This window comes from Oceanospirillum sp., assembly GCF_048265165.1.
Classification (GTDB): Bacteria; Pseudomonadota; Gammaproteobacteria; order Pseudomonadales; family Halomonadaceae; genus Oceanospirillum.
The window spans coordinates 17381-39855 of record NZ_JBLXCD010000001.1 but is presented as its reverse complement, the minus strand read 5'-3'; the positions used below and the strand labels follow the sequence as shown (position 1 = coordinate 39855).

The 22475-nt window shown below is 48.6% G+C and carries 21 protein-coding genes and 1 pseudogene; 8 read left to right on the top strand and 14 right to left on the bottom strand.

All coding sequences use genetic code 11. The annotated features are described in order from the left end of the window. Positions 1 to 16 precede the first annotated feature (16 nt). Positions 17 to 1081 (top strand): AraC family transcriptional regulator, encoded by a 1065-nt coding sequence (locus ACN0R8_RS00210; protein WP_417593904.1) that lies wholly within the window; start codon positions 17 to 19, stop codon positions 1079 to 1081. A gap of 105 nt (positions 1082 to 1186) precedes the next feature. Here ACN0R8_RS00210 and ACN0R8_RS00205 read toward each other — a convergent pair whose 3' ends face one another. Both ACN0R8_RS00205 and ACN0R8_RS00200 read right to left on the bottom strand, forming a co-directional pair. Beyond that, positions 1187 to 1669 carry an FKBP-type peptidyl-prolyl cis-trans isomerase gene (locus tag ACN0R8_RS00205; protein WP_417593902.1) on the bottom strand — a complete coding sequence of 161 codons (483 nt, stop codon included), beginning with the start codon at positions 1667 to 1669 and terminating at the stop codon, positions 1187 to 1189. A gap of 139 nt (positions 1670 to 1808) precedes the next feature. Further along, positions 1809 to 2015, bottom strand: coding sequence for a cold-shock protein (locus ACN0R8_RS00200; protein WP_078319808.1), 207 nt, complete (start codon positions 2013 to 2015; stop codon positions 1809 to 1811). 284 nt (positions 2016 to 2299) lie between these two features. On the opposite strand from ACN0R8_RS00200, the gene ACN0R8_RS00195 reads away from it, so the two are divergent. Then, complete coding sequence (locus tag ACN0R8_RS00195; RefSeq protein ID WP_417593899.1) at positions 2300 to 2881, top strand: HAD family hydrolase; 582 nt, start codon at positions 2300 to 2302, stop codon at positions 2879 to 2881. Here ACN0R8_RS00195 and ACN0R8_RS00190 read toward each other — a convergent pair. Continuing rightward, entirely contained in the window at positions 2878 to 3651 is a 774-nt protein-coding gene (locus tag ACN0R8_RS00190; RefSeq protein ID WP_417593897.1) for a pseudouridine synthase, read from the bottom strand. The two genes, ACN0R8_RS00195 and ACN0R8_RS00190, sit on opposite strands and share 4 nt — an antisense overlap. A gap of 226 nt (positions 3652 to 3877) precedes the next feature. Continuing rightward, on the bottom strand, positions 3878 to 5467 hold the full coding sequence (locus ACN0R8_RS00185) for an ABC-F family ATPase (RefSeq protein WP_417593895.1): 1590 nt from the start codon (positions 5465 to 5467) through the stop codon (positions 3878 to 3880). A gap of 300 nt (positions 5468 to 5767) precedes the next feature. On the opposite strand from ACN0R8_RS00185, the gene ACN0R8_RS00180 reads away from it, so the two are divergent. Further along, positions 5768 to 6721, top strand: a complete 954-nt coding sequence (locus tag ACN0R8_RS00180; protein ID WP_417593893.1) for a DMT family transporter — start codon at positions 5768 to 5770, stop codon at positions 6719 to 6721. 110 nt (positions 6722 to 6831) lie between these two features. On the opposite strand, the gene ACN0R8_RS00175 is transcribed toward ACN0R8_RS00180, so the two are convergent. The 3 genes from ACN0R8_RS00175 to ACN0R8_RS00165 all read right to left on the bottom strand — a co-directional run bounded on the left by ACN0R8_RS00175 (position 6832) and on the right by ACN0R8_RS00165 (position 9950). Beyond that, positions 6832 to 8157, bottom strand: a complete 1326-nt coding sequence (locus tag ACN0R8_RS00175; protein WP_417595163.1) for a TRAP transporter large permease — start codon at positions 8155 to 8157, stop codon at positions 6832 to 6834. 5 nt (positions 8158 to 8162) lie between these two features. Beyond that, entirely contained in the window at positions 8163 to 8762 is a 600-nt protein-coding gene (locus ACN0R8_RS00170; RefSeq protein WP_417593891.1) for a TRAP transporter small permease subunit, read from the bottom strand. A gap of 147 nt (positions 8763 to 8909) precedes the next feature. Continuing rightward, positions 8910 to 9950, bottom strand: coding sequence for a TRAP transporter substrate-binding protein (locus tag ACN0R8_RS00165; RefSeq protein ID WP_417593889.1), 1041 nt, complete (start codon positions 9948 to 9950; stop codon positions 8910 to 8912). A 214-nt stretch (positions 9951 to 10164) separates the two neighbouring features. Here ACN0R8_RS00165 and ACN0R8_RS00160 point away from each other — a divergent pair, with 214 nt between their 5' ends. The 4 genes from ACN0R8_RS00160 to gabT all read left to right on the top strand — a co-directional run bounded on the left by ACN0R8_RS00160 (position 10165) and on the right by gabT (position 16396). Next, entirely contained in the window at positions 10165 to 11103 is a 939-nt protein-coding gene (locus ACN0R8_RS00160) for a LysR family transcriptional regulator (RefSeq protein WP_417593887.1), read from the top strand. A 289-nt stretch (positions 11104 to 11392) separates the two neighbouring features. Then, positions 11393 to 13273 carry a methyl-accepting chemotaxis protein gene (locus ACN0R8_RS00155; RefSeq protein WP_417593885.1) on the top strand — a complete coding sequence of 627 codons (1881 nt, stop codon included), beginning with the start codon at positions 11393 to 11395 and terminating at the stop codon, positions 13271 to 13273. 282 nt (positions 13274 to 13555) lie between these two features. Next, entirely contained in the window at positions 13556 to 15019 is a 1464-nt protein-coding gene (locus tag ACN0R8_RS00150; protein ID WP_417593883.1) for an NAD-dependent succinate-semialdehyde dehydrogenase, read from the top strand. Positions 15020 to 15115: 96 nt separating this feature from the next. Then, positions 15116 to 16396, top strand: coding sequence for a 4-aminobutyrate--2-oxoglutarate transaminase (gene gabT, locus ACN0R8_RS00145; RefSeq protein WP_417593881.1), 1281 nt, complete (start codon positions 15116 to 15118; stop codon positions 16394 to 16396). A 233-nt stretch (positions 16397 to 16629) separates the two neighbouring features. Here gabT and ACN0R8_RS00140 read toward each other — a convergent pair whose 3' ends face one another. From ACN0R8_RS00140 to ACN0R8_RS00120, 5 genes are all read right to left on the bottom strand, one after another. After that, entirely contained in the window at positions 16630 to 16938 is a 309-nt protein-coding gene (locus tag ACN0R8_RS00140; protein WP_417593879.1) for a hypothetical protein, read from the bottom strand. Further along, positions 16935 to 17558 carry a nucleotidyltransferase domain-containing protein gene (locus ACN0R8_RS00135; protein ID WP_417593878.1) on the bottom strand — a complete coding sequence of 208 codons (624 nt, stop codon included), beginning with the start codon at positions 17556 to 17558 and terminating at the stop codon, positions 16935 to 16937. The genes ACN0R8_RS00140 and ACN0R8_RS00135 overlap by 4 nt, the downstream gene beginning before the upstream one ends. Positions 17559 to 17560: 2 nt before the next feature. Then, positions 17561 to 18370 (bottom strand): pentapeptide repeat-containing protein, encoded by an 810-nt coding sequence (locus ACN0R8_RS00130; RefSeq protein ID WP_417593877.1) that lies wholly within the window; start codon positions 18368 to 18370, stop codon positions 17561 to 17563. A gap of 193 nt (positions 18371 to 18563) precedes the next feature. Next, a complete protein-coding gene (locus ACN0R8_RS00125; RefSeq protein ID WP_417593875.1) occupies positions 18564 to 18863 on the bottom strand; it encodes a helix-turn-helix domain-containing protein in 300 nt (99 codons plus the stop codon). After that, positions 18856 to 19170 (bottom strand): transcriptional regulator, encoded by a 315-nt coding sequence (locus ACN0R8_RS00120; RefSeq protein WP_417593873.1) that lies wholly within the window; start codon positions 19168 to 19170, stop codon positions 18856 to 18858. Before ACN0R8_RS00120 ends, ACN0R8_RS00125 begins: the two co-directional genes overlap by 8 nt. 89 nt (positions 19171 to 19259) lie before the next feature. Here ACN0R8_RS00120 and ACN0R8_RS00115 point away from each other — a divergent pair. Continuing rightward, positions 19260 to 19415 (top strand): annotated as a pseudogene (locus ACN0R8_RS00115) (transcriptional regulator); the annotation flags it as partial. Between the two features lie 167 nt (positions 19416 to 19582). On the opposite strand, the gene ACN0R8_RS00110 reads toward ACN0R8_RS00115, so the two are convergent. Together ACN0R8_RS00110 and ACN0R8_RS00105 are read right to left on the bottom strand one after the other, a co-directional pair. Further along, entirely contained in the window at positions 19583 to 20530 is a 948-nt protein-coding gene (locus ACN0R8_RS00110; protein WP_417593871.1) for a LysR family transcriptional regulator, read from the bottom strand. A gap of 577 nt (positions 20531 to 21107) precedes the next feature. After that, the gene (locus ACN0R8_RS00105; protein ID WP_417593869.1) at positions 21108 to 22262 is read right to left on the bottom strand and encodes an iron-containing alcohol dehydrogenase; all 1155 of its coding nucleotides are present in this window, start codon (positions 22260 to 22262) and stop codon (positions 21108 to 21110) included. Between the last annotated feature and the right edge of the window lie 213 nt (positions 22263 to 22475).

The following is a 22475-nucleotide window of genomic DNA, read 5'->3' as shown; positions in this document are numbered from 1 at the left end:
ATAAGACATCAACAGAATGCCCTCTGCCACAAGGCTACCGGCTGCCATAAAGCCGGGCTCAATAGAAAAGGCTTATATTGCCAACCACTACATTCACGCCTGTATTACCGGTGCTTTGGCACAGGGTGTTGCGGCACACACATTACTCCGACAAGCAGGAATTCCGTTGCACTGGTATCAAAAGCCGGACCAACTGATCACCGAACAGCAGCTGAGTAATCTGATCAAAGCAGTCTGGCGGGAAACCCATGATGAGTTTATGGGACTGGCACCCTCTGTGTGTAAAAATGGGGTATTCGCATTAATGGCAGAGCTGGCACAACAAGCCAGGACACTGGGTGGCATGCTAAAAAAAAGCGCCCGCTTTTATAGCACGGTTTATCCGGATATTGATGCACATCTGGATGCGGAACAGATAACAGAATCCGGTCAGACACAGGTATTTTTCCGCCTGCAATTACAGGACGCCTGTAAAGACCCCAATCACCTGCTACAGGAATTTCTTATTCTCATGTGGCAACGCTTCTCCAGCTGGTTGACCGGGCAACAGATACCTTTCAGCCGCACCTGCTTTTCATACCCTCCTCCGCCCCATGCAAGAGAGTATCCGGCGATGTACACGGGTACGCTGGAGTACAACGTATGCCACTGCGGCTTTTATCTGCACCCAAGATATCTACAGCTTCCCATTGTACGTAGTGAGGAGGAGTTGAACGAGTTCCTGAATCAGTCCCCCGCTATGATCCTGCACCGCCCGGATCAGGATGAACGACTAAAAACAAGAATCAGAATGCTACTGCTGCAATTCGATTTTGATCAGCTTCCGGATCTTGACTGGATTAGCGACAAACTCCATATTGCACCCAGGACATTACGCCGGAAACTTACGGAAGAAGGGACATCGTTACGGGAGTTAAAAGAACAGCTGCGCCGCGATCTTGCCATTAAGCTGCTGAGTTCAGAGCACCTTGGGGTCAACGAAGTTAGCGAACGGGTGGGGTTTTCGGAGACAGCGGCCTTCTGTCGGGCCTTTAAGCGCTGGACAGGATACTCGCCTTCAAAGTGGCGCTCACCATCTTAACCCGAGGGTTAAACACACTCGGATGAAAAGGCCAGCGGAAGCCGGAAAAGATAAAAACCAACAGCACAGCATGGGCTGCCATACAACAGCCCTTTGCCGGAATGCTCAGTGGTGGTGACCACCAATGCCATGGGCGTGACCATGGGCAATCTCTTCCGATGTTGCATCACGAACATCAGCGACGATCATATCAAAGGTCAGGGTTTTACCGGCCATCGGATGGTTGGTATCAACCGTGACCATAAACTTGCCGACCTTAATAACGGTAACCTGACGCTGCCCCTGCTCAGTCTGAACAACCGCCATCATACCCGGCTTCCATTTCTTAGCCCCCATCAGATGCTTAACCGGCACGCGCTGTTCACTATTTTCACGGCGTACACCGTAGGTTTCTTCCGGAGGTAGGGTAACCGTGAACTCTTCCCCCGCTTCACGCCCTTCAAGTGCTTTCTCAACACCGGGCATCATATTCTTATGGCCATGCAAATAAGCGACCGGGTCAGCACCCACATTTTTTTCCAGTGTCTGGCCAGCTTCATCTTTCAGCGTGTAGTAAAACTGAACAACCTTATCTTTTGAAATACCCATTGCGATACCTTACTGACCTTTAAAAAAACTTACAAAAACGCAAAAAGCGAAGCCGTAGCTTCGCTTTTTGTTGATCTTGACTTAACGAATTAAGCTTCAGATCCAGGCTTGAGCCCGTAATACCTAAGACAAGAATGTCTTACAGTACAACGATTTCTTCAGCCTGTGGGCCTTTTTGGCCTTGAGTTACTTTGAACTCAACCTTTTGGCCTTCCAGCAAGGTTTTAAAACCGTTGCCAACGATCGCAGAGAAGTGTGCGAATACGTCTGGGCCGCTTTCCTGCTCGATGAAGCCAAAACCTTTAGATTCGTTAAACCATTTAACAGTGCCAGTAACTTTAGACATGATTAAATTCCTGTCATACAAGAGTAATTTTTTTGCTTCAACAGTGAAGCGGTTTTGCTGGAAGTCGTGCTATTACTTATGGAAAACAGGACGAGGTACTTACTAAATTGAAGACATCGAAATGGTGCATAAATACAGACTTGCTTTCAGACAAATTCATTATACACAGATAGCCTCTTCTGTCTAAGATTATTTTTGCAACGTGAAAAGGCTCGGTTTTACTGATATAACGTATTGAATTATCTGGCTTTCAGTCCAACTAAACTTTCGCAGGGTAGAACGGAATGAAAAATATTAAAGGTGTGATTTTTGATCTGGACGGGACACTGGTATCTTCCTCTCTGGACTTCCAATGGCTACGTCAACAGGTGAACTGCCCTGATGAAGACGATATTCTGACGTTCACGGCACAACTGCAGGACCCTTACCTTAAAGACAGGGCAAACAGTATTATTGAACAACACGAACTGGATGATGCCCATCAGGCCAGCTGGATACCCGGCGCCAAACTCTTCGTTGATTGTCTGAATCAGAATAACTATCCGATGGCGATTGTGACCCGCAACTTTCAGGAAGCCGCTCAGATTAAAATCCGTAATAATGCTATGCCGATCACCCGTATTATCACCCGCGAAGAAGCTCCTGCAAAACCAGATCCCACGGCACTACTGATGATTGCCAGCGAGTGGCGTCTGAAGCCCGAGCACATTATGTACGTGGGAGACTTTCGTTATGACATTGAGGCCGCCAACAATGCCGGAATGCACTCCTGCCTGTTCGCACCGGAAGAGCTACCGGACTACGCCCATCAGGCCGATCAGGTGATCCGTCATTTTGATGAGCTGACTACTCTGATCAATCGTTAAATAAGGCTATTAAACGAAGCGCTGTAACCGGCTCCCTGGGTTTTCAGGGCATCCAGCTCTTCTGATCTCAGCTCACGCCACTGACCCGGCTTTAATGTCGGGTCAAGTTGCAGAGAACCCAAGGAGCTTCGGTGTAACCTGACCACTTCATTACGAAAGTGACCAAACATCCGCTTTACTTGATGATAGCGCCCCTCGGTCAACCAAACGCGGGCATGATGATCATCCAGAATATCCAGTCGTGCCGGACGGGTCGTTATACCCTCATAAGCAAACCAGATACCGTCAGCAAAACCCTGCACGTAGTCATCGTTGGCCGGACGCGCCAGCTCTACCTCATAGCACTTCTCAACCTCTTTATCCGGCAGGGTCAAGGCGGCCGACCAGTCACCATCATTGGTGAGCAATAAAAGCCCTGAGGTATTCAGGTCGAGTCGTCCCGCATAGTGCAATTGATTTTTAGCAGGATGATCGATCAGGTCGATCACCGTTTTGTGCTCATCGTCGGTGACCGCCGTCACCACACCCACCGGTTTATGCAGCATCAGATAAAGCGGGCGATTGTTTTGCAACAGCTCACCGTCCAGTTCAATGCGGCTGAAAAAGTCGATGGGCTGGCTGATACTTTCTGCAGGCCTTCCGTTCACCCGAATCCGACCTTGCGCCAATAACAGGCGCACCTGTTTTTTACTCACCGGATTTGCCGGATCACGCTTAAACAGCATCTGGCTGATAAAACGATCAAGGCGGGCTTTTTTTGATGAACTCATAACTGAGGGCTATCACTATCAAAAAGCGGTAAAAGAGAACCACAGACTCGATATATGCTCATTGGCCTGGGTTAACGATCACTGCGGACAGAACAAGACGAATAACAGACCACGACAAAAATGCCGGTCTGTTACGCACTGCCTTTCAGAACAGAGCAAACAAACCGGCATCGGATCAGGGACTGATTAATCGTTTAAACGACAATCTGATTCCTGCAATCACCTATCAGTTAACACCCTGACTGGTCAGATAGTCTTCGTAGGTGCCGTGGAAATCGACGATACCGGTTGGGGTAATCTCGATAATACGGGTTGCCAGTGACGATACAAACTCACGGTCGTGAGACACAAACAGTAGCGTGCCTTCGTAGTTTTCCAGTGCCAGGTTCAAAGACTCAATGGATTCCATATCCAGGTGGTTGGTGGGCTCATCCATCAGCAGAATATTCGGGCGCTGCAGCATGATCTTACCGAACAACATACGACCCTGTTCACCACCGGAGATCACCTTAACGGATTTGTCGATATCCTTCTGGGAGAACAGCAGACGGCCCAGCGTACCGCGAATCATCTGTTCGTCATCGCCTTCCTGTCCCCACTGAGCCATCCAGTCAAACAGAGTATCACCGGCTTCAAAATCAGCCGCGTGATCCTGAGCGTAGTAGCCCAACTTGTGGTTTTCGGACCACTTCAACATACCTGTAGTTGGTTCCAGATCACCTACCAGACATTTCAGCAGCGTCGATTTACCGATACCATTCGGGCCGATAATCGCAATACGCTCGCCTACTTCAACCATCAGATTCAGGTTAGAGAACAGCTCTTCGTCAAAGCTTTTTGACAGACCTTCCACTTCCAGCGCCAGGCGGTGCAGTTTCTTCTCCTGCTCGAAGCGGATAAACGGGTTCTGACGGCTGGACGGTTTGATATCATCCAGCTGAATTTTGTCGATCTGCTTGGCGCGGGAGGTCGCCTGCTTGGACTTGGACGCGTTGGCCGAGAAACGACTGACGAAGGCCTTAAGGTCCGCAATCTGAGCTTTTTTCTTAGCGTTATCCGCCATCTGGCGCTCACGCACCTGAGTTGCCGCCGTCATATACTCATCGTACGTGCCGGGATACAGACGCAGTTCACCGTAGTCCAGATCCGCCATATGGGTACAAACAGAGTTCAGAAAGTGACGATCGTGCGAAATAATAATCATGGTGCAGTTACGTTCGTTCAGAACGCCTTCCAGCCAACGAATGGTGTTGATATCCAGGTTGTTGGTGGGTTCGTCCAGCAGCATAATATCAGGGTCAGAAAATAGCACCTGTGCCAGCAGCACACGCAGTTTCCAGCCCGGCGCGATCTCGCTCATCGGGCCAAAATGTTGTTCAACAGGAATACCCACACCCAGCAAAAGTTCACCGGCACGGGATTCTGCGGTGTAGCCGTCCATTTCGGCAAACTCACCTTCCAGCTCACCAGCACGAATACCGTCTTCTTCGGTCATTTCCGCTTTTGAATAGATCGCATCGCGCTCTTCTTTAACCGCCCACAGCTCGGTATTACCCATGATGACAGTATCAACGACACTGTACTGCTCGTAGGCGAACTGATCCTGCTTCAGTTTACCGATACGCTCATTGGGATCTTTGGATACATTGCCCGCTGTTGGCTCAAGATCACCACCCAAAATCTTCATAAAGGTGGATTTACCGCAACCATTGGCGCCGATCAGACCGTAACGGTTTCCCTCGCCAAATTTAACGGAAACGTTTTCAAATAACGGCTTTGCGCCGAACTGCATGGTGATATTAGCGGTAGTAAGCAATGTAATAACCTGAGTTTGTTGATTAATTATTCGGCCGGGCGGGAGGAAATCCTGTTTGTCCGCATCGGTAAAAGGCGCGTATTATGCCGCTTCTGCGTAACAGACGAAAGGGCATCACCAAAGATAACCTCTGTTAGCCGTAAAACGGCAGCACAAAGACTGCCGGAACCATAAGACAATACTATTAAGCAGCTCATCAGAAGCTGAAATCGACGACAAGAGTCAGCCCATCAACGGGCCTCAACCAAAGGCCAATATCCGGCTAACACCTTCACCCCTTGTCTGGAGCCTGAGACGGCTATGCGAGTTTTTCTCTCTTACTTACTGCACCCCAATGATCAACAAAACAACCAAAGTGGCCTGATCATTATGATTCTGGCTATGCTACTGGTGCCCACGGTGGATGTTCTGGCCAAAATTCTGACGCAGTCTTTAGGGCCGGTTCAGGTCAGCTTTATCCGAACCCTGCTGCAGACCCTTCTGGTCATGCTAATTCTGCTACAAAGCCCCGCAGGAGCGGGATCACTCAGAAGATTAACTTTGGCTCTGAAAATCAGATTAAGCATCGCAGGCGTTCTGATCAGTACTGCAATTACCTTTATGATGTGGTCTTTAAAGGAGCTTCCGGTCGCCAATGCTATCGCCCTCTTCTTTATCGAGCCTTTATTACTGATGGCCCTATCCGGGCTGATCCTAAAGGAACGTACACCCTGGGTTCGCTATCTGGCCGCTATTGTCGGTCTGATCGGCGCTATGGTAGTGATTCGCCCTAACTGGCAGCTGTATGGCTTCAGCGCCGTACTGCCGATGCTGGCGGCACTTTGTTATGCTCTGCACTTTATTGTAATCCGCAAATGCCGTGACCATCTGCAGCCACTGCAGATTCAGGCCGGAACCGGCATCGCTGGTATCCTCTTTCTTGGCTTACTGCTTATTGCTGGTAATCATACAGAGGAAGCGGTACTGCACTGGAGTCATCTGCAAAGCAATCACCTGCCTCTTTTGGCACTACTGGGAGCTGTATCTGCCATCAGCTATCTGATGATTAACGTAGCTTTTCATCGTTCAGCAGCCAGTACCCTGGCGCCCTTTCAGTATCTTGAGATTGTAAGCGCAACTTTTTTAGGATTTCTGGTGTTCAGTGAATACCCGGACACACTGACTCTGGTCGGGACTGGTATTATTCTTGGAGCCGGTTTGTTTGTCATCGGCCACGAGCAGAAAAGTAATCCGACAAAAAAACCTGTGATGTAGACCGGGGCAAGCTCAAGAGTGTGGGCACCTGAAAGAGCCAGTTAAGCTGAAAACAAAGAAGCCGCTTCATAGGAAGCGGCTTCTCATCGTGCTAGGCAGATAGCAGATACTTACCCATCCATCACCATACCAGGCAACCAAAGTACGATATCCGGGAACACCATACACAAGATCAGTACCATCACATTGATCAGCACAAAAGGCGTTACCGAACGATAGATTTCGCCCATGCCGATACCTGCCGGTGCGATACCTTTCAGATAGAAGAGCGCAAAACCGTACGGCGGTGTCTGTACTGCAATCAGAATATTCAGAATCATCAGCACGCCGAACCAGATCGGGTCATAGCCCAGAGATACCGCAATCGGCGTAAACAACGGGGCGCACATCAGAACAATAATAAACTCGTCGATGATAAAACCCAGCAGCAGCATGATCAGCTGAAACATAATGATGATCATGATCGGCGGCATATCCAGACCATTGGTAAAATCTGCCACCATATTCTGCACGCCCATCAGCAGATGGAAGTTACTGAATACCGATGCCCCGAAGATAATCCACATCGCCACGCTTACCAGGATACCGGTTTGCAGTCCTGCGGAGCGGAACATATCCCATTTAAAGCGCTTAAACAGGATCGCCAGAACAATAGCCCCCATCACACCGATAGCGCCGGATTCCGTTGGCGTTGCAATACCGGTAATAATACTGCCCAGCACGGCAGCAATCAGCAGCAATGAGAACAGGCCATCACGAATCACACGAAACCGTTCACTGGGAGTATGAGGAACAAAATCTTCCTGCTGAGAATCAATCGGTGCTCTCTCGGGTTTCAGCCAGCAGCTGATCACCACGTAAGCCATCAGGCTGAACACCGTTAGAAGCGCAGGCATCATAGCTCCCAGGAACATACGCCCCACTGAGTTCTGAGTCGACGCCGCAAACATAATCATAGGGATACTGGGCGGAATCAGAATACCCAGGCCACCACCGGCCATAATCACACCCAGCGCCAGCCTGCGATCATAACCACGGTCCAGCATCGGCTTCAGAGCGATAGAGCCTGACGTCATAATACCTGCACCGATAATACCTACCATGGCACCAATCATAGAGCAGACACCGATCACACTGATCGCCAAAGAACCGCGCACCCTACCCACAACCAGCTGGCTGAAGTTAAACATCGCATCACCGATGCCAGACTTGGTCAGTAGCTGCCCCATGTAGATATATAGAGGGATAGCCAGCAAAATAAAGCTGAAATAGGTCGACTCTATGGTTGAGGGAATAATATTGAACAGGCCATCCCCCCAAACCATATAGCCGATACCCATGGCGATGCCGCCCAGTGCCAGACCTACCTGAGCACCCAGTGCAAAAAAGAAAAAAATACAGACCAGCAGAACGCCGGTTAATGCCTCAATACCCAGATCCATTACTTCGCCGCCTCTGTTTGCTGATCTTTATTCTTATCAGAGTTGTCCCCGTCCGGGTTGTCGTCTGAGTCTGTATCCGTATCTTCGATCAATGGCTGCCCGGTAATCAGGAAATAAAGTTCAGCCAACATATCCCGTCCCAACTGGGCAGCAAACAAACCTGCAGCGACAATCATCATGATCCAGAAATGAAACATAGGTGGAGCCCACTCGCTCTGGCGACGATAGTCGTACTCAATCGCTTCCTCAAACTTTCCGAAGCAAAGTTTCATAATCAGAACCAGGAAGAAGACACCCAGCGCCCAGGAGATCAGATTGAACACGGCACGGGATTTTTTAGAAACACGGAAATAGAGAATATCAACATTGATATGCGCCTTCTGCTGCTGAGCATAGGCACCACCCAAAGCAGCAATATAACCGAAAAGAAACAGTGACAAGTCAAACGCCCAGATCGTCGGACTGTTTAACACGTAACGGGAGAAAACCTCAAAGGCAACAACAAAGGCCAAAATCGGCATCAGATAGGCTGCAGCTTTACCGCAGAAGCGGACAATCAGGTCCACCAGTCGGCACAGGTTTCTGAGGAATGCAGTCATGTTTTTTACCTAACAAAAAGGTTTACCTAAAGGCGGCTTACCTAATAAACGGAGCACAAAGAGCGCCCGAAGGCGCTCCCCAAGATGTTATATGTATTAAAGCACCTGCACAGCAGGTTAGCTGCTATAAAGTTGCTTTAATCAGGTTTACATCTGCTCTTTGCGAAGAATATCGATCAACTGTTTGCTGTACTTATCCTTAGCAGCGTACTCGTCCCACAGACTGGCACCAGCATCAACCCATGCTTTCTTATCCGCTTCACTAGGCTCAGGGCTCCATTTTAAACCTTTAGATTCCATCTCGGTAACCGCTTCAGATTCCCACTGACGGGACAGACGCAGCTGGTCATCCGCATGGATTTCAGTCGCTTTACGCACAGCGGCTTTCAGGTCATCCGGCAGTTTTTTCCAGGCATTGCGGTTAACAACAATCGGCAGAACCTGAGCACCCGCCAGCGGCAGACGATACATATACTTTGCCACTTCAACGTGGTTACCATCACGGTGATCGATCATGTTAGAACCGATAGAACCATCGATCACACCGGTAGCCAGAGAGGTGTAGATTTCACTCCAGGCAAGCGATACCGGAGAAGCACCCAAATTACGCAGGAACTTACCGTAAGCACCCGGCGCACGTATCTTCAGACCTTTGAAATCGGCAACAGAGTTAATGGGCTTTTTCGTCAGAATATAAACCGGTGGCTGAATGTAGGGTTCCATCCAAACCATGCCCTGAGAACCATAAGCTTTGGTCAGAACCTCGCCAAAACCTTTCTCGTGGAACAGAGCCTGCAGCTCTTTAGGGTCATCGGTACCACCCGGCAGACCGATCTCAACCACACCAGCTGGCAGTTCACCCGCGTGCATTGACTGGAAAGGAGCACCCATGGTGATCAGACCGGACTTCACCGCACCCAACAGACCACTGGTACCTACGCCTTCACCTGAGTACAAAACCTGAACCTTGATACGGCCATCAGACAGTTGCTCAATGTTTTTTGCCAGGCTTTCGTAAACTTCACCGAAAGCCGTTCCGCGGCTGTAAAGATTACTGAAGCGCCAATTATGCTCTGCTGCTGCGGCCTGACCCATACCAGCTACACCCAGAGTCAGAGCCAGTGCTGCTGCTGAAAACTTCTTTTTGCAGTGTCCTAATGTCCCGAACATTGTCTTTTTAGTGAACATATGTCTCACCTGATCTTATAGTTTTTTATAAAGCAGCCTTTTGGCTTACCCCTTGCGCCGGCAGATCATCACAAAAGGTAATTCAGGGTTAAACCAACCGATTTCCACCCAAAGGTTTGACTTTTTTTACGTAATAGGACAATAAACACTGCTAAGGTTGATTATATTTACCATGAGCCTCTAGCAGGCATACATGCAGACAGCGAGACCTCCTATGAAAAAACCGTCTCTGGGGCAGATCAGCGATTACGAGCTGAAACAACTTAAACTCTTTAAAACTGTCGTGGAAAGCGGCGGTTTTACCTCTGCCGCCGCCGAACTGAATATCAGCCGTCCCACGGTGAGCAACCATATCGCCAGCCTGGAATCCCGGTTAGGGATGCCTCTTTGTAAGCGGGGCCGGGGCGGTTTTCTACTGACCGACGAAGGGGCCGTAGTTTATGAAGAAAGCAAACAACTTCTGATTCAACTGGATCAGTTCCGCAGCACACTCAACAACCTCGGGGAAAGCCCAGCCGGCCAACTACGCATCGCCCTGAGTGATACTTACAGCAACGATGAACGCTGCCGCATCCCCGAGGTTATGCGTGCCTATTGCAAAGCAGCCCCTAAAGTGACGCTCAGTTTTGAAGTGGAACATATGCGCGATATGGAGCGGCAGGTGCTGAATGGTGATCTGGATATCGCCTTTATCCCTTATCACCGCAAGTTACAGGGACTGAGTTATATTCATCTGTTTACCGACAATAACTACTTGTACTGCGCTAAAGAGCACCCGTTTTATCCTCTGCCAGAAACGGAAATCACCAATGAGATGATCTGTAATGCCAAGCTGGTTCACGCCGGATTACAACCCCATGAAGAGATCTACCACCAGCTCAGTGAGATGAACCTGGCGGGCAGCTCCTATCATTACGAATCCCGGATCGCACTAGCCCTGAGTGGCGAGTATATTTGCTTTCTGCCGGAAGAGCTTGCCCGCCCCTACGTTGAGAAAGGTGAACTAAAAGCGATCGCCCGACAGCATAAACACTTCACCTTGGGTGCGGCGGTGATTTACAAACAGATGAAAAAACCGAACAGGGCAAAAACGTTATTTTTGGAAACCATTTATCAGTATTTTGGTAACTCGACTGAAATCCCGCCCTATTGAGCTTTTTCAGGCCAAAAGGCTTCAGGCTTTATGTAACAAGGGGTCAGGGGTATTACCTTAATATGATAAAGGTCATATGTTTGATGGGCATCAAACTAAACTTTGAAGTCCATCCATTGTTAGACGAAAGCCTACCCCCTAGAGTCGCAAATCTATGCCTCGTCCTCGGGCTACCCCCTGCAAAATAAGGGCTGGTGGCCTTCAGCACGAAGACAACCTCCCCCAGACCAGATAAGAAACTCACCTCTGAACAGAGTAAGAGTTCATATAAAACCAGGAGTAGTACAGGATGAATATCAACTTCTCGCTCAGACAGAAGCTGATCCTTATCGTTGCCGTCATTATTGCCGGCTTCGCCATCATGGGGATTTACAGTGTCTCCGTATTAAGCACCATGAATGATGCTTCCACCGAACAAAACCGGATTAACCAGGCCAGTACAGAGATCAGTCAGTTGCAATCCCGCCTGCTGATTCTGGAAAAACTTAAAGAACAGCCGGAAATTAAGTCACTGAACCAAGCCGCAGAAACAGTTCGTCAATTAAAGTCCAGCTATGAAGCGCCACTAACCCAGGCCCGGAACAACCTTACAGACCAAACAGCCCGTGGCCAGTTAAGTGAAACACTGAGCCTAATGCCTGACTATCTTAATACACTGGACGAAAGCGTCGGCCTTAGCCTGAAACTTCAGGGCGAAAACGGCATGATTAAACAGCTGGATGATATAGCCAATGAAGTGGTCGAAAAACTGGGAATTCTGGACAGTTTCTCCACCACGTTTAAAGAGATCCGTAACGCTGAAAAAGACTTCCTGATTACATCCGACACCCCGCACAAGCAAGTAGTTATGGATCTGATTGAGAAGCTACGCAGTAATATGCGCGACTTTAACTTTGAAGAGATGTTTGCCGCAGATGTCGATCGCTATGAAAATACTTATCTGGAGATGGCGGCACTTAAACTGCAACATGCAAAAGATGAAACCATTTTAGATCAGCTTCGCGGCCAACTTAACGAGCAGATTCAGCGCGCAACCCATCGGCTGATCGATGTACTGGCAGAAGAAGCCCAGCAGAATGTACAGAAAACCCGTAATAGCGCCCGTAATTCACTGATCATCGGCAGCCTGATTCTGGTCTCTATTGCCGTCGCCATTATTGGTTCCGTGGCAACATCCATCTCCCGCAATATGCAGAGAGCCTTAAATGCACTCAACCAGATCGCCTCCGGTGACCTGACAACCCGTATGACAAAAGGCTCCAACCCCAGTGATGAGTTCCATCAACTAGCGGATGCTACTAATACCATGTGCAGCCAGATTCATGACCTGGTCAGCCATATTAAGACCAGCACCCTCAGTCTGAAGCAGATCTCTGATGAAACGGATCACTCCCAGCGAAATATTCAGCAAAGCAGCGAGAATATCAGCCAGCGCAGTACATCACTGGTTGCTGCAACGGAAGAGATCAGCGTTACCACCGAGCAGATCGCCCAAAGCGGCCTGCAGGTAAGTTCTTCCACTCAGGGTGCTCATGATTCAGCACTGGATGGCGCTCAGGTAATATCCCAGGCACTGGAGTCGTTGCAGTCCGTCGCCGCCGCCTTTGAAAGCACCAGCCACTCCGTTGAGCAACTTGGTGAACAGTCCAAAGAGATTGATACCGTCATTGAGCTGATTCAGGGGGTTGCAGAACAGACTAACCTGCTGGCACTCAATGCCGCCATTGAGGCGGCCCGCGCCGGAGAAGCAGGTCGCGGTTTTGCTGTTGTCGCCGATGAAGTCCGCACACTGGCAGAACAGACGGTTAACGCTACCTCCAGCATCACAGACAAAATTGAGCGGATTCAGAAAGGCACCCGGAATGTGGTTGAAGCTATCGATCAAAGCCGCAGCGAAGTTGAAAACGGTCGCCTTTTGAGTGAAAAAGCTGAACAATCCATCCGCCTTATTGAGCGGCAAACATCTGAAGCAGCAGAGCAAGCCACCGCCATTGAGCAAGCCATCCGTGAAGTTGCTCTCACCACAGGTGATATGGCGCAGAATATGGATAGTATCGCCGGGGAAATTAAGAACAACAATCAGGCAAATCGCCAGATCTCTGACAACACCCGTGCAACCTACGAACGGGCAGAACAACTGGAAAAACTGACAGAAGCCTTTACTGTATAAGTATCGCATCAGTATGGAAAAACACTGAAGCCCTTCATTTATAAGGGCTTCAGTGCTATCTGCAGGTTAACTTTTCTCTTGGCAAACAGGCATTATCTGCAGATTTAGCTGTTATTGTTCAGCTTTAACCAAACTATGCGTTGATTGTTATTCATTTTTTAAAACCAAGCCCTTAATTAGACTGCACGTACTTTGGCAGCATTTGTCATGGGCAGGCTCCTCCTGACTCAGACCCCTGCCGACGAATTACTTGCTTTTTGTGCCAGGAAGTTGGAGCAAACCATGTTACTAAAATTAAAAGATTCACAGCTACTTAAGACACAGGCTTACATCAACGGCGAATGGGTTAATGCCCAAAGCGGTAAGACCTTCGCGGTAAACAATCCGGCCACCGGTCTGCATATTGATGATGTGGTTGACCTGGGCGCTGACGAAACCCGTCAAGCGATTGAAGCCGCTGATAAAGCGATGGTTTCCTGGAAAGCAAAAACAGCGAAAGAGCGCTCCGTTATTCTGAAAAAATGGTTCGACCTGATGGTTGAAGCAAAAGAAGACCTGGGTCTTCTGATGACCATCGAGCAGGGTAAACCACTAAAAGAAGCCGTGGGCGAAGTGATGTACGGTGCCTCCTTTATTGAGTGGTTCGCAGAAGAAGGCCGCCGCGCCTATGGCGATGTAATTCCAACTCATGCTGCAGACAAACGCATCGTAACCGTTAAGCAGCCTATTGGTGTTGTTGCGGCAATCACGCCATGGAATTTCCCGGTTGCTATGATCACCCGTAAAGCTGCTCCAGCACTGGCAGCGGGTTGTACCATCGTGATCAAACCATCGGAAGAAACACCTTTCTGTGCACTGGCCATGGCTGAGCTGGCACATCGCGCCGGTATACCGGCAGGTGTCCTGAACGTGGTAACCGGCACCAATGCTGCGGCTATCGGTGGCGAACTGACGTCCAGCCCTATCGTGCGCAAGCTGAGCTTCACCGGCTCTACTCCGGTAGGCAAACTCCTGATGAAGCAGTGTGCCGACACGGTTAAGAAAACCTCTATGGAACTGGGTGGCAACGCGCCGTTCATCGTATTTGATGATGCCGACATCGATGCTGCTGTAGAAGGCGCCATCGCATCCAAATACCGTAACGCGGGCCAGACCTGTGTCTGTGCTAACCGTCTGCTGGTTCAGGCTGGTGTACACGATGAGTTCTCTGAAAAACTGGCCAAGCGTGTTGAAGAGATGCAGATCGGTAACGGCACCACGCCGGGCGTTGAAGTGGGCCCTCTGATCAACAAAGCCGCCATCGACAAAGTCGACAATCTGGTGAAAGCCTCTGTTGAACAGGGCGCTAAAGTTCTGACTGGTGGTGAGCGTCACGCACACGGTGAACTCTTCTACACCCCGACGATTCTATCGAACGTCACTCAGGAAATGCCGGTATTTACCCAGGAGATCTTTGGTCCTGTAGCGCCTATCGTTCGTTTCGAAACTGAAGAAGAAGCGATCAAAATTGCCAACAACACCCCATTCGGTCTGGCGGCCTACTTCTACTCCGAGACAATGAGCCGTGTATGGCGTGTGTCTGAAGGCCTGGAGTACGGCATGGTTGCGGTAAATGACGGCATCCTGTCCACCGAAGTTGCGCCTTTCGGTGGCGTTAAAGAATCCGGTACAGGCCGCGAAGGCTCTAAGTATGGTCTGGATGAATATCTGGAAATCAAATACATGCTGATGGGTGGCATTCGCTAAGCGAAACACCTTCACTCGGGCACCCTTTAATGGGTGCCTGCTTCCCCCTTTTTCTGTGTGGCCGCCATCGCGTGCCTTTATTTGTGGAGTTAAAACATGTCAACGAATGCATCTTTGCAGGAACGTAAGAACAAAGTTTTCGCAGTAGGTCAGGGTAACCTGGCGCAGGCTTTCATTGAGCGCGGTCAGAACGCAGAAATGTGGGATGTTGAAGGCAACCGCTACATCGATTTTGCTGCCGGTATCGCGGTACTGAATACAGGTCACTGCCACCCTAAAGTGATCGAAGCAGTTAAAGCTCAGACAGAAAAACTGACCCACACCTGCATCACCGTAACCCCATACGAGCCTGCTGTTGAGCTGGCAGAGAAGCTGGTTGAAATCGCGCCGATCTCTGGCGACAAAAAAGCGATCTTCGTAACGACAGGTGCTGAAGCGGTTGAGAACTGTGTAAAAATCGCACGCGCTCACACCGGTCGTCCAGGCGTAATCGCATTCAACGGCGGTTTCCATGGTCGTACTAACATGACAATGGCGCTGACCGGTAAAGTGGTTCCTTACAAAGCAAAATTCGGGCCTTTCCCAGCGGGTGTTTACCACGCGCCTTACCCGAATGAACTGCACGGCGTCAGCATTGAAGACTCTCTGAAAGCGCTGAAAATGCTGTTCACTTGTGACATCGAAGCGTCTCAGGTTGCTGCGATTATCATCGAGCCAGTACAGGGTGAAGGTGGTTTCTATCAGGCTCCTGCTGAGTTCCTGCAAGAACTGCGCAAGATCTGTGACGAGCACGGCATCATGCTGATCGCTGATGAAATTCAGAACGGTTTCGGCCGTACCGGTAAAATGTTCGCTATCGAACACACTGGTGTTGAACCAGACCTGATGACCATGGCTAAAGGTATCGCCGGTGGTTTCCCACTGTCTGCGGTTGTTGGTAAAGCAGCGGTTATGGATTCTTCTCCTGCTGGCGGCCTGGGCGGTACTTACGCAGGTTCTCCAATTGCTTGTGCAGCAGCTCTGGCCGTTCTCGACGTGATCAAAGAAGAGAAACTGGTTGAACGCGCTGTATCCATTGGCGACCAGATGAATCAACGCCTGAGCGCTATGAAAGAAGAGCACTCTCAGGTGATCGGCGCTGTTCGTAATCTGGGCTGCATGGTTGCAATGGAACTGGTTCAGGACGGCGACATCAACAAGCCAAACCCTGAACTGACCAAAGCGCTGGTTGCTGCGGCACCTAAGCATGGTCTGATTCTGCTGTCTTGCGGTATCCGCGCTAACGTTATCCGCTTCCTGCCGGCTCTGACCATGAGCGACGAAGTGCTGAACGAAGGTCTGGATATCCTGGCTAAGATGATCGCTGAGCACGCTTAATCGATATTAAGCACGCTAGAGTGATACCCAATACCCCGGCCTAGGCTGGGGTATTTCTTTTTTTGGGGGGGGGTGGATGTTATGTGGTAGAAGCTGACTGAAGCCCAGGAGGCCAGAAGCCTGCTATAGCCGCTTGAAAACACTGACACAGACTGTATATCGCGCTCTACATGGTAGACAGGGGCTATGCTGAATAGCATCGACGAAAGTATAAATTAATCCGTATACTCCCTTTAGTTATTGTTTTTAATCTTGTTTAGCTCATCAAACAATTGATCCAAAATTTTTGATACGCTTTTCGACAGTTCAATATAATCTTCAGTAATTTGTTCTTGGCTTTTATTTGCCAAAAAAGACAACTTGCTGGATACCTCAACTAAGAGACCTACATGCCTCGCTTTAGGGTCTATTTGATTAGCAGCCACCCATCTATTAATTGATTTCTCTGTCAAACTAAATAAAAACTCATCATATAGTTGAAAACTATTCACGATTTTAATAGCTTCCCTCTGAGAATCAATTCTATTTCTAAACTCACTCATAAATGATCTCTTCTCATTAATAACAACATCCAGTTTTCTATTTCTGAAAGGCTCTCAATTACCATTAAAATTTGAGATTCGTCAGGAGGTAATCCAATCCCTCTAGTGCACAGAATTCTAGCATTTTCTAATATTTCAAAAACTTCACTATCAATTGGCACGCTTAACTCCCCTAACTTCAGGCTTGATCGCCTCGAGAAATTAGGACAATCCAGAAATGCCAAAGAAAAACATGATGCAAAGTTTCTCATTGCAAGAAAAACTGATGACAAATCGAACACTTGCGAAAGGGTAGATTGTTTAAGAGATAGCTCGGCTGACTTGAAAATTTCGTAGAATTTTATGCAATCAGCCCTTCCAGAAAAATATGGGTTTGGTTTACCTAACCCCAACAGGTAGTCTGAGTTATCATGAGAAAAAACTAGTTTTGACTCTAAGAAAAGGTGCCATGCAAATGGATTGCCTTGGGCCCAAAGCTCGTCGATTCGTTCGTAAGAATAAATCGAGTAATCAGAGGGGTTTATATTATGTTGCTTACCATTAGAAACTATGAGCATATCTACATCAGAGCCTCTATCAATTTCTCCCCTACATATGGAGCCGAAGGCATAGATATGCAAAACTACCTCCTATTGAAGCGCTTAATGAGAATTGACATAAAGAAGCCAAACATAACTAGCCTTACAGCAAAGACCGAAGCCATAAATACCCCTGAATAGCTTGTTCCAACATTGATGCCCAATAGTATTTGAGGCGACTTTAAAAACGAATGCCAATAATCGCTCACCAAATTTAAGTCACCATAATAATTAACATCATATATCGATATCAACATAAGAACGATAAAAAGCGCTCTAAAAAGCTTATATGCACTTTCGCCATTACCCCAAATAAAATCCAAAATCTTGAACTCAAGCCACTCAAAAAACATAGAAACCCTAGAAAAACCTTTATACTTATTCCTATAGTAGGACTCCTTGGAAACCCATGCTTTGTAAAGATGTTCTTCCGTAGCTATTAATTCAATACCTATAGCCTTATTGGCCGCTTTAGCATCCCCTAGTTGTTGGTAGTTTGTTCGTAGAGAACGAGCAAATTTTAACCTCAAGTTTTCAGGGCTTGGACAACCACTTTCTAAAACATCAGTATCAATCTGTGTTTTTTCAAAAGTAGCGTAATCAAACCGACACCCATTAAATGCTGAACCAACTAAGTTACTATTTATAAACCTACAACCTGTAAAGTCACAGGACTTGAAAGTGCAGTTCCTCAAATAAGCTGCATCAAAAATACAATACTTAAAGTCTACGTTGGTGAATACAATACTCTTAGCCACAAGACGGACAAAAAGAGTATTTGGATATCCAGAACCTACTTTCTCTACCTTGAACATTTTGTCTTCAAGGGTCTCTCGTTGGCTATCTTCTAACATTTCAGACTAATTCTCGCTGTCTCTACCCTGAACGGCACCATGCACAGACCAATTATATAGGTTAACAGAACTTTTTCACTTACGAACCACACCTATAGTCTGACGAAATACGGCACCGGAAGATTGCAGGGTATGCATTCCCACGCGGAGCGGTGGGAACGAGTTGGTTCTGGTGCAGGCCTGAGAAGCCAAGCTACCCCCTAAGTTCGAGATCTTCCCGAATAATCTCTGGATGGCGGAACGCAATCTCAATTAGTGCTTTCGCTGGCCCCGAAGGTTTACGTCGCCCCTGCTCCCATTCCTGCAAGGTACGTGGCGAAATATGCAGCACCTCGGCAAACTGTCGCTGAGTAAGGCCTGTTCTGCCTCGCGCTTCCGCCACCTCATTAGGCACAACCTCACTCACCCGAGCTGCTTTACCCGCTTTCATCTCTTTTACTGACTGAAGAAGCTTATTGCCTAGCTCTTCTGCACTCAGAATATCGCTACTCATTTTCCAGCACCTCACGAATTGATTTCAGGATATGCGCAGGTATATTTTCTTTGACGGCTTTCCTGTAGATCACTAATAACCAGATCTCACCATTTGCCAACCGGGTAAAGTAGATGACACGTACTCCACCACGCTTCCCTGAACCCGCAAGTGACCATCGAACCTTTCTACATCCCCCACTCCCCGGAATTGTATCGCCAACTTCGGGATTAGCGGCCAACCACGCGAAGAAAGCACTGCGCTCTTCCTCTGACCAGATTTTGCCTGCATCGGCTTCAAATGTAGGAGTTTCAATAATCGTCAACATTCAATCAATATACGTCAATGACGGATATTTGCAAGATCGACGTTCAGGCGATTTAATAACCACCGAGTAACAGCAAAGAGGTACTCAAAATGGACATCAGACCCATTAAAACTGATGCCGACTACCAAGCGGCGCTGAAAGAGATTGAAAGCCTGATGATGGCAGCACCGGATTCACCCGAAGGGGGAAAACTGGATGTCATGGTCACTCTAATTGAAGCATACGAAGCCAAGCACCTGCCATTGATCAAGTCAATCCAGCCACAGGCTTAGTCAAATTTCACCAGTTTAGTCGTTGGTGACGAAAACACAGAAACCAAAAAGCCCGCGGTTTACACCTCCCAACGGGAGGGTAAACAGCGGGCTTTTGCGCTCCCACTATGTAGTAGGAACAAACCAATAAGAGTCAGTGTTTAGCTGTCACTCTCACCGGTATTAAAGCGTTCACGCAATATCTTCAGGAACAATTCACGGGGCTTACTCGGCTGTGCGGTTTTCTTCCAGATGGCGGTCATGGGCAGTACGTAATAACGCTCTTCCGGTGTCAGGGGCTGGATCAGGCCGTCATCCACGTAGGACTGGGCATAGCACTCCGGCAGGAAGCCGATAAACTCGCCGGATAGGATCATCGCCAGTCGGCCTTCATAGAAGTAGGCTTCAGCGACACGGTTCAGCCCGGTCATCAGCTCATCGACCGACTCATGGGGCTTAAGACCGGCATGTACCAGTGGCAGGCTGTTCACTAATTCGTCGGTCAGTTCTTCGTCCGGCAGTGCCGCCACAGGATGCTTGCTGCTGATATACAGGCGGCAGGTATCGCTGAACAGGTCAATATAGTCCAGACCTTCCAGCTTGCGGTGACAGGGAATAAAGCCGACATCGGCACGATCATTCAGCACCATGCGCTCAATCTCAGCCATGGAGGCTACGTCATTGGCCAGATGCACACCGGGAGCCTCATCGGCGAAGATGCCGATCAGATCAGGAAATGCCAGCCGGGAATCAAGACTTACGGTATCGGACAGAACAATTTTCAGACGACCGGTCAGACTGGAGTTGAGGTTGTTGACCGTCATGCGGAACGCATCCAGCGAGTCCAGCAGGTTCTCCGTCATCTTGTAGATCACTTCTCCCTCTTCCGTCAGGGAAAATCCGGAGCGCCCGCGCTTACAAAGCACCAGGTTCAGCCGGGATTCAAGATTCGAGATATGCAGACTAATGGTCGAGCGACCGATATTCAGTGCGGTTTCTGCTGCGGAAAAGCCTCCACAGTCGGCGACGGTTTTAAAAACTTTGAGCTGTTTAATCTCATAGTCACCCACCTGCCCCAGTGAGTAGTTTTTTACACTCTTAGCGCTCATAGAAAACTGCAACTGCCTGATAAATAAGATGGAGTTATGCTGTGCATACGGAAGTAGCTAGTGTATCAAAGGAAGCTATCAGATACCCGAGATCTGACAGGATATTTTATTCAGCGGAGGAATTCGACAAAAGTTTGTTGCAAGCAAAACTTTATATTGATCCGATAAGGTTTTTAATCAAACGCGGGTTATCTATTATTTACTCCGTGGATGGCACCTGAGGTTTCCCCCTCTGATTCATACTTGCTTGTGATGAATACTCAGGTGATCGACACCGGTCATTTTCGACACCCTGCTGACCGGACACCCTTCGGCCCGGTAATCCGCATTTACCGGGCCATTTTTACAACCGTCGTGCAACGGCTGTAAAAGTGCTTTTTCAACGAAAAGCGTATGTTGTTTTATCCCTCGGAAAGTTATTTGCCCGGCTGCATCTCTCGCTGCAGGCCGGGCTTTTTTATGCCGATACTTTATTACCTGACAGAATTACCTATTACCTCACAGAATTACCTGGCAGATAACCTCACCCCCGCTACATATCCGATGGATCTTTCTTGTGCGAGGGCTCCGGGCTTTTTTACAGGCAGCGTTTAAGAACAGCAGCACTAACCTCTGGAGTTACATCCTGATGCTCACCCAGGGCGACCATATTGTGTTTTTTCAGCGCTGCGATCATCGGTGGAATATCGTCTTCACCAACGCCGTAATCACTCAACCGGGTTTGCACGCCCAAGGACTCAAAGAAGGCACGGGTCTCTTCGATAGCACGGTCAATGCGTTCATCCTCCGTGCCGTGCTCAATAGCCAGAACTTCACGGGCATATTGCAGGAGTTTCTCTCGTTTTTGCTCGCGCTTTTCTTCCATCATTCCCGGCAGAATCACCGCCAAAGTCTGACCATGATCCAGACCGTGCAGCGCGGTCAGCTCATGGCCGATAAAATGAGTAGACCAGTCCTGAGGAACGCCCAGGCCGATCAGACCATTCAGGGCCATAGTCGCTGACCACATTACATTCGCCCGCACATTATAATTTTTGGGCTCGGACAGCGCCTTAGGGCCGTTGTCCATCAGAGTACGCAGGATACCTTCAGCAATACGATCCTGAAGATCGGCTCCCACCGGGAACGTCAGGTACTGCTCGATGGTGTGAACAAAAGCATCAACGATTCCATTAGCTACCTGCTTCTCCGGCAAAGAGTAGGTCACAGTCGGGTCAAGTACCGCAAACTGAGGATACAGAGCACGACTGTAGAAGGGCATTTTATCCTGGGTTTCGTAACGGGTTACAACGCCGTTAGGATTGCTCTCAGAGCCAGTTGCAGGTAGCGTTAATACGACCCCTAAAGGTAATGCCTGATGTACTTTGGCGCCTTCAGTCAGGATCGTCAGGGGATCACCATTGAAACAGGCGGCTCCCGCAATAAACTTAGTGGCATCCGCCACAGAACCACCACCAACCGCCAGTAGATATTCACTGCCGTCAGCTTTAATCTGCTCTAGGGCTTTCAGGCAGGTGTGAAAACCGGGGTTAGGCTCAATACCGCCAAATTCACTCCACTGGTGCTCTGCCAAGGCTGCGCTAACCTTATCGTAGACACCATTGTTCTTAATACTGCCTCCGCCGTAGATCACCAGTACCTTTTTATCTTTCGGAATTGAGGAAGCAATTTTGCTAATCTGGCCTTCGCCAAAAATCAGTTTGGTTGGGTTCTGAAAACTAAAGTTATACATGACCTAGCCTTTCATATGTTTATAAGCCGCACTACATGCGTACCATTTAACGCTAGTGTAACAGCGCTTCTCTCTGCCTTCCATGGCACTCCTACTTATGGAGGAGTGCCAAAACAAACACACAAAGATGGCACAAAAACAAAAATAGGTATCACAATAAAATATCATTAACGGTTCAGGAAATCCCGAGCAGCCTGAGCGGTAAAATAAGAA